Annotated in this window: 7 protein-coding genes; 1 reads left to right on the forward strand and 6 read right to left on the reverse strand. The window is 57.2% G+C overall.

Annotated elements, in window-relative coordinates; translation table 11 throughout:
• Positions 1–43: 43 nt before the first annotated feature.
• Positions 44–715, reverse strand: coding sequence for an ATP-binding cassette domain-containing protein (locus tag IT781_RS21200; RefSeq protein WP_194972167.1), 672 nt, complete (start codon positions 713–715; stop codon positions 44–46).
• Between the two features lie 163 nt (positions 716–878).
• Positions 879–1,547 (reverse strand): hypothetical protein, encoded by a 669-nt coding sequence (locus IT781_RS21205; RefSeq protein WP_194972168.1) that lies wholly within the window; start codon positions 1,545–1,547, stop codon positions 879–881.
• A gap of 404 nt (positions 1,548–1,951) precedes the next feature.
• Between IT781_RS21205 and IT781_RS22685 the strand changes: the two genes are divergently transcribed.
• Positions 1,952–2,080, forward strand: coding sequence for a hypothetical protein (locus tag IT781_RS22685; RefSeq protein ID WP_255528741.1), 129 nt, complete (start codon positions 1,952–1,954; stop codon positions 2,078–2,080).
• 65 nt (positions 2,081–2,145) lie between these two features.
• Here IT781_RS22685 and IT781_RS21210 read toward each other — a convergent pair whose 3' ends face one another.
• From IT781_RS21210 to IT781_RS21225, 4 genes are read right to left on the reverse strand one after another with little or no spacing between them, the layout of a single operon-like run.
• The gene (locus tag IT781_RS21210) at positions 2,146–3,093 is read right to left on the reverse strand and encodes a HEAT repeat domain-containing protein (protein WP_194972169.1); all 948 of its coding nucleotides are present in this window, start codon (positions 3,091–3,093) and stop codon (positions 2,146–2,148) included.
• A 5-nt stretch (positions 3,094–3,098) separates the two neighbouring features.
• On the reverse strand, positions 3,099–3,326 hold the full coding sequence (locus tag IT781_RS21215) for a ferredoxin family protein (RefSeq protein WP_194972170.1): 228 nt from the start codon (positions 3,324–3,326) through the stop codon (positions 3,099–3,101).
• Positions 3,316–5,067: a fumarate reductase/succinate dehydrogenase flavoprotein subunit gene (locus IT781_RS21220; protein WP_194972171.1), complete on the reverse strand. Its 1,752-nt coding sequence runs from the start codon at positions 5,065–5,067 to the stop codon at positions 3,316–3,318. The genes IT781_RS21215 and IT781_RS21220 overlap by 11 nt, the downstream gene beginning before the upstream one ends.
• 18 nt (positions 5,068–5,085) lie before the next feature.
• Positions 5,086–5,931, reverse strand: coding sequence for an amidohydrolase family protein (locus tag IT781_RS21225; protein ID WP_194972172.1), 846 nt, complete (start codon positions 5,929–5,931; stop codon positions 5,086–5,088).
• Positions 5,932–6,042: the final 111 nt, after the last annotated feature.

Genomic DNA, 6,042 nt, shown 5'->3' on the forward strand with positions numbered 1-6,042 from the left:
GGGAGACTCCAAATGCCGGGTTTAGCAACCCAGCCTACCGCCGCTAAAAGCTGCGGTGCTTGGTGCGCCCTCGACGCTTTGTCAAACGACCTTCTTCAAGTTCAAAAACGAGATCACAGCGTTCGATCCAGTCGGGGTCATGAGCGACCGATAGAACCGTTAGGCAGGTATCGGAAAAAACCTCGAATACCGCCTGTCTGCTTGCCGCATCCAGTGCGCTGGTCACTTCATCCAGCAGGTAAATGCTTTTGCCCAGCAGCAGGCCGCGGGCCAGCGCAATCCGCTGTTTTTCTCCGCCGGAAATACGGCTGCTGTCCTGGCGCAGAATATCTGCGGGCAACTGCAAGCGCTGCAATACGTCCATGATCTGCGCTTCCGTGGGCTTATGGCCATGATGGGATTTAAACTGGAAAGGCAACAGCAGCGCTTCCCTTACGCTTTCAGCGCCCAGTATCGGCTCCTGTCCTATATAGGCAATGCGGCTTCGAACGGCCTGAATCGATGCGGGATCAAGCGGTTTTTCCTGAAAGTGAATCATGCCCTGGGTCAGCGGAAGCAAACCCAGCAAAGCCCTCAGCACGCTGCTCTTGCCGGAGCCGGACTTGCCACATAACACGGCTTTTTCGCCGGCAAAAAGTTCAAAGCTGATACCCGACAGCAGCGTTTTCTCATGGATGCGGACCGACACGCGGTCAAATTGAATGATAGGGGGCATTATGGGTAAAAATCCGATTTGATCCGGCAACTTATAAAATTAATCTCGACTTCATCAGGCATTGACCGTCTTAGTTTGTAAGATGCGCTGAACGCAGTGACGCGCATCAATCGCGAACGATGCGGTTCGTACCTCACCGCATCCTACCGCGCTAGGGCGCATTTCAACTACCGATGTCTCTTTCAAGTTCACCGATAAGTTCATCAAACTGCCGATGCTTCTGGAAGAAGCCCACCGTGCGCCCAGCAAGTGGAGTGTGACCAAAGTCCTTCTTGTTCATGAACTCGAGAGTCTTCCAGACGACTCGAAACACAGCTAGGACATCTCGTCGGTCTACAGCTGTGGGATTGACATTCAAACAGAGCCTTCGAGTTCGACGCGCCTCCATGTCGACTACGTCGGCGTAGTGCTTTTGGGTCTGGAACCCGAGATCCTGCGGCGTCGATTTCGTCTGCAGTTCTGCCTCATAATTCGATACGTCCAAATGCCAGATGTGGTTGTGTATGACCACATTGCGAAGAAGAAAGACTTCTACGAGATCATCCTTCGTGGGAAGGTCCGAGAAGTATTTTTCAAGGAGGTCCGGCGTATTGCTCCCGCCCGCAAGGAACTCAGAATTTCGTACGAACCGCAGCCTAGAGACAAAGGACTCCAGCATCGCCACCAGCAGCACAACGATGGATGCCGCATAGCCGTTCTCGTGCACGCCCGATCCACCCGGGAAAGGGCCGCCAGGCTCCCTGCGGAGCAGGTTCTGGAGGAGGTCGGCGATTGGTTGGAAGTATGCCGTGCCAACTACGGTGACGACATCATCAGAGGAGGAAGAAGACATACCTTGATGGACCTTAACAAGTGATTAAATAGTTTTCGCATACCTCCTGATTCTGGGAGATATACAGAAATATGAGCTTCAAATAGATAATTCCACAGCCTGTGTAGGGCCGAGTAGGATATTCCCGTATTCCGCCGAAGGCAGCTGATACATTGTCATATTTGCCCCCGAAATTGAATAAAGTCTACTGGATTTTGCTTTCAGAATGAAGCAACCGATGCGCTGTTGCAGAAGCCCCACCGCCTCAGCGTTTTATCTTTACCCAGCAACAACCAATACGTATTGGCTGTTTATTTTGCCTGCAATACAAAAGCTTGGAACATGGCATGACAATTGATTATTGAAATTACCATCCCGGCTCGGCTCCGGCGGAACTGACGCCACATTCGGCGGCAGCGGCAGAGTTGAGCATTTTCGAAGGCGGACGGGATATCCCTTCGGCTAAGCGCCTGAGATCGATGCTCGTCGCCGACTCCGCCAATTCGGGATTCTTCGGCCTCAATGACGACAAAGAGCATGGCGAAGGTCATTAACCCGAAGACATGACAGGGCCGGACATTTTCCCTGTGTTTACGGAAAAGCGCCCGGCATCGCCCATTCAAACAAGATTGAGCAACGCCCTGATTCGGCAATAAGCCAGATTTGCGGCCTTGCGCACATCCGGGTCCGGATCGCTTGCAGCCTCAAGCAGCGGATCGATCGATGCCGGATCGGCAATTTCCCCCAAAGCCAGCGCGGCTTCCTTGCGCAAGTTGCTAACAGGATCAAAGAGCAAGCCACACAACGCCGCCACGGCGCCGCCCTCCCTGAGCCGCCCTAGACTATGAGCGGCCTTAAGGCGCACCTGCCAATGGCTGTCAGTCAAAGCGGCAATTAACGCGGGTGCAAGTGTTTGCAGCCCCAGCTTACCTGTTACCGCAGCCGCGCTCTCGCGCACCTGCCAGTCCGGGTCCGCCAGCGCCGATTGCACAGCGCTGCTGACCAAGGCCTCGGCTGAAAAACCTATCGCCCCGACGGCGGCTCGCCGCACTTCGGCATCGAGATCGCTTGTTGCCAGCACGACCATCTGCGGCAGAGCCGAATGGGCTTTTAACCAGCCCAGCACGGCTACGGCTTCCCGGCGGACATGAGCATCTTCATCCGACAAGGCCTTGAGCGCCTGCAGCGTTGCCTCAGGCAGGCGCAGTTCGCGCAGCGCCCGGAAAATCGCGACGCGAACGCCGGCATCGGCATTGTCTGCCTGTTCCAGCAGCAAGGCGCCTATCGCGGGATTTTTAACGGCGCTCAGCGATTGGGCCGCGGCTGCCCGTACCGCGGGCTCAATATCTTCCAGAGCCTTCAACAGCCCGGCCACCGCGGCCGGACTGTCCTGGGCCTCCAGCGCTTTTGCCGCTTCCAGACGCACGTCCCTGGCCGGATCTTCCAGCGCAGCGATTAAAACGGGTTCGGCAGCATCCGGGTCCAGTTCGTCCAGCAGCGACAACAGCGTCACGCGGCGCACAATGGGGTCGGCATGGGAGAGACGATCAGTCAATGCAGAGTCCATGGCAATTACCGTAACAAATAGGGAATATCGACCTTAATGGCCTGAGTCGGGCAGTCCTTCTCGCAGGGAAGGCAATACCAGCACTCGTCGTATTTCATGCCGGCCTTGCCCGTTGCGGGATCTATGGCCAGCACGTCCAGCGGGCAGACATCGATGCATACCGTGCAGCCTTTGTCGGCAATGCAAGCGTCCAGATTCACTTTGACTGGAAAATCGATAGGATTAAACGCCATAGTGGTCTCCTGATGAATTCGTTTGTCGGGGTTGAATGCGCAACTGCCGGTAGACTTTCTTTTCAGCCTCCTCCAGCTCGACCAGATAAGGCTCCAGCGCCCGCTTGAACACCTGCATGTTGCCGCTGCGGTCTTTCCTGACCTGAACATGCGCCTGCCAGTCCGTATCATTGCGCTCGGGATAGTCCTGCCGGTAGTGGTAAAGCCCCCAGCGGCTTTCGGTGCGGAACAGCGAAGCCCGGGCAGCCATTTCGGCGCAGTCCAGGATAAAGCCGACTTCGGCAGCCCGCATGAGTTCATGCGGGTTCGACACGGCCATTTTTTGCAGGTCGGCGCGGATGTCTTCAAAGCGCCTGAGGCCGATTTCCATGCGCCGCGCCACTTTCGGCGGCTGCAGGTAGTCGTTCACCAGCCGGCGCAACTTGAATTCGACCTGGGCCGGCGAAAGCCCCTGCCCGCGCGTGAGCGGCGCGAAAATGCGCTGGCGCTCGGCTTCCACTTGCTGCGCGTCAATAGCCGCAAATTCCGTAGCGGCGCAGTAATCGGCCGCCGATTCGCCGGCCAGCCGGCCGTACACGAAAGCGCCCAGCATGTAATTGTGCGGCACGCAAGCCAGATCGCCCGCCGCATACAAGCCGGGAACGGTGGTTTCGGCGCGCTCGTTGACCCATACGCCGGAGGCGCTGTGGCCGCTGCACAAACCGATTTCGGAGATATGCATTTCGACCATATCGCTCCGGTAATCGGTGCCGCGCCCCTGATGAAAGCGGCCGCGGCTGGGCCGTTCGTTGCCGTGCAGGATATTTTCGATGTTGGCGACAGTTTCCTCGGCCAGATGGTTGAGCTTCAGGAAAACCGGCCCCTTGCCGCCCGCCAGTTCCTGATGGAACTCCTGCATCATCTGCCCGCTCCAGTAATCGGACTCGATGAAACGCTCGCCCCGGGCATTGGCCGTATAGCCGCCCATGGGGCCGGTGACGTAGGCGCAAGCAGGGCCGTTGTAATCCTTGATCAAGGGGTTGATCTGGAAGCATTCGATGCCCGACAGCTCCGCTCCGGCGTGATACGCCATGCTGTAACCGTCGCCGGCGTTGGTGGGGTTTTCATAGGTGCCGAACAAATAGCCTGACGCCGGCAGGCCCAAACGCCCTGCCGCTCCAGTGCACAGGATCACCGCTTTGGCGCGGATGACGGTATAAACGCCCGTGCGGCAATCAAAAGCCAACGCCCCGGCAACCTGTCCTTCAGGCCCCGTGAGAACGCGCGTCGCCACCAAGCGATTGGTGATGTCCACGCGCGCCTGCTTCAGCTTGCGGTACAGCACTTTCTTGATGTCGTGCCCTTCCGGCATGGGCAGGACGTAGGTTCCCATGTGGTGAACCTTTTTGACGGCGTAATCGCCGTTTTCATCCTTCTCGAATCTGACGCCCCAGCTATCCAGCTCTTCGATCATGGCGTAGCTGTTTTCTGCATAGGCGAACAGCGTCTTCTGGTTGACGATGCCGTCATTGGCGACCGTGATTTCCCGGACATATTGCTCCGGAGTGGCGTATCCCGGAATGACGGCATTGTTGAGGCCGTCCATGCCCATCGAGATGGCGCCGCTGCGTTTGACATTGGCTTTTTCCAGCAGCAGCACTTTCAGCGCCGGATTTTTCTGCCTGGCTTTGATGGCGGCCATAGGCCCTGCCGTGCCGCCGCCGATGACCAGGATATCGACTTCTATATTCTGAGTTTCCATAAGGGGTAATAAGCCTTTCTAAAGTTCTAGTTTCAGCAGCCGTTCGGCATTCCTGAACAGCACGTTGTCCAGTACCTGTTCATGCAGGCCCAGCGTCAGAAAGTCATCGACGGTCTGGCGCATGGCCCGGAAAGGATACGACGTCCCGAACAGCAACTGGTCGCGCATGAAGCCATTGGCGGCCCGGACATATAAACTGCCGCCGGGCTGGAAAATATACATATCCGGAACGACGTAGACGTTTTCATAGCGAAACGCGACGCCTATCATTTCGTTCACGTACGGATAGAAGCCGTGGTAGCAGACGATTGGCAAACGGGGAAACGCGCGGGCAATCCCGCCCACCGCGGCCGGATTGGCATGTTCCAAATTCGGCGTTGTCGGCCCGGACATCAGGAAAACCGGGATGCCCAGCTGATCGCAGGCCTCATAAACCGGATAAAGGGAAGGATCGTCCGCCTTGAGCGCAGGGTTGCCGAACCCCGGCTCGATATTGATGCCGGCCAACCCGAGCTGTTTGACGGCGCGCTCGATTTCATCAAGCGCATTCGGTTTCTGCGGATCGACCGAGGCAATGCCGATGAGCTCTTTATGGGGCGCCGTGATCTCCAGAATCCGGTCATTGGCAATCGACAAGGCCGGCGTATCGCGCCCGACCACGACCGCCGCCGCAATGCCCGCCTCGCGCACTTCCTCGACAAAAGCTTCGGCTGTCCGCGAGCGGACAAAATGCGCGTCATTTTTCGAGCCCACGCGCCGGTTCAGCCATCGGGCAGTCTCGTATTCGGCCGTGCCGGGCGTTGCGCCGTAAAAGTCATGCAGAAACGAGGGCCGGCTGCGCATATCTATTATTTTTCTTTTCATCTGTGTCTCAATTAGAAATTAACCGGGGGCCAATGCCCGTCTTAAGCTTTATAAATCAGCCTGTGTAGGCTGGGTTGGAGCTTTAGCGGAAACCCGGCATGGGCGGCCGAA

Source organism: Methylobacter sp. BlB1 (assembly GCF_015476545.1).
Lineage (GTDB): Bacteria > Pseudomonadota > Gammaproteobacteria > Methylococcales > Methylomonadaceae > Methylobacter.